The 1748-nt window shown below is 63.2% G+C and carries 2 protein-coding genes; both read left to right on the top strand.

Annotated elements, in window-relative coordinates:
- Nucleotides 1-826 (top strand): ABC transporter permease (locus ACRXB1_RS35525; RefSeq protein WP_449494710.1); only part of this gene is annotated, 826 nt, incomplete at its 5' end.
- A 1-nt stretch (nucleotide 827) separates the two neighbouring features.
- Nucleotides 828-1646, top strand: coding sequence for an ABC transporter ATP-binding protein (locus ACRXB1_RS35520; protein WP_449494709.1), 819 nt, complete (start codon nucleotides 828-830; stop codon nucleotides 1644-1646).
- Nucleotides 1647-1748: the final 102 nt, after the last annotated feature.

Genomic DNA, 1748 nt, shown 5'->3' with positions numbered 1-1748 from the left:
TGGCATCGCCCGGCGGCTGGTTCCGCTCGGCTGGGCCATCGCGTCGTTGAGCTGCTTCATCGCCGTGTGGGAACTGGCATGGGCGGCGGGCTGGGCGGATCCCCTGCTGTTACCGCCGCCGCATATCTTCCTGCGCAACTTCGCATCGCAGGCGCAGTACTTCATCCCGACGGATGTAATCGGCGAGGCGTCCAGCGCCACCGCGCTGACGTCGCTTATGAAGACGATCATGGCGAGCACCCTGCGCGTGATGAGCGGTCTGGTGCTCGGCTTCGTGTGCAGCCTTGCGATGGGTATCGCGATCCGCTATTTCCGGCTGCTCGGCAACCTGACGCTGCCCACCATCACGCTGCTCGCGCCCATCTCGCCCATTGCGTGGCTGCCGGTCGCGATCTTCCTGTTTGGCATCGGCAACGCGCCCGCTGTGTTCATGGTGTTCATTTCGCTGTTCTTCGTGATGACCGTCTCGACGATCAGCCAGATCGACAACGTGAGCCGCACCTACCTGAACGTGGCTGCCGTGATGGGCGCGACGCGCGCGCAGACGTTTCGCCACGTGATCCTGCCCGCCATCCTGCCGTCGCTCTTCATGGTCCTGCGCATGAACCTGTTCGGCGCGTGGATGGTCGTGCTGGTGGCGGAAGCAACCGGCGTCGGCAGCGGACTTGGGCAAGTGGTCATGCTTGCGCGCAATACCTTTAACTCAAGCCTGTCATTTTTCACCATGACTTTGATCGGGCTGACCGGCTTCGCCTTCGATATCGCCTTGCGGCTCGTTCAACGCAAGGTGCTGTTCTGGGTTCCGGGCAACGGGATGGGGAAATGACATGATTCAGGCCGATTACGCAACGCAAGCGCCACAGCCACCGCTAGTCACCTGCAGGGCCGTGGGAAAGACCTGGGATACCGACGGTGCGCCGTTTGTCGCGTTGCGCGACATCGATCTCGACATTGCGCGCCGCGAGTTTGTCGTGTTCCTCGGGCCGAGCGGTTGCGGAAAAAGCACGCTGCTTTATCTGCTCGCCGGGCTTGAACAGCTGACACAAGGCCAGATCGTGTGCGGGGGCGCCCCGGTGACCAGGCCCGGTACGGACCGTGGACTGGTGTTCCAGGAAACCTCACTGTTTCCGTGGCTGACGGTCGGAGAGAACGTGACCTTCGGGCTCAAGATGCAACACATGCCGAAAGACGCGCGACGTCGCGTGGCAGAGGAAATCCTCGAGCGCGTGGGTTTGTCCGAAGCCATCGACAAAAGGCCTGACCAGCTTTCCGGCGGCATGCGCCAGCGGGTTGCGGTCGGACGCGCGCTCGCACTCAAGCCCGAGATCCTGCTGCTGGACGAACCGTTCGGCGCGCTCGATGTGCAGACTCGCGCGAAGATGCAGGAGTTTCTCACGCAGGTCTGGCAACGCAGCAACGTCTCGATGGTCTTCGTCACGCATGACATCGACGAAGCCGTGTCGCTGGCGGACCGGATCGTGGTATTCACCTCGCGCCCAGGGCGCATCAAAAGCATCATTCCGGTCGACCTGCCCAGACCACGGGACAGCCGCAGCCCCGGCTTTCACGCAATGACCGATCACCTGACCGATTTGCTGCGCGACGAAGTAGACCGCGCGTTCGCGGAACAGGAACGGGTCCGATGACCCTTCCCGCCAAGCTGAAGGTCGCCGCACTGCAACTACCGCCCTGCACGACCGATCTCGCCAGGAACGAAGCCGCCGCCTTCAACGCCGTGCGCGCCGCGG

The organism is Caballeronia sp. M23-90, assembly GCF_053574605.1.
This window is presented reverse-complemented; position numbering and strand designations above follow the sequence as displayed.

Excerpts from the sequence above, each read along its gene's own strand:
- ACRXB1_RS35520 (WP_449494709.1), top strand. The coding sequence starts at position 828 with ATGATTCAGGCCGATTACGCAACGCAAGCGCCACAGCCACCGCTAGTC.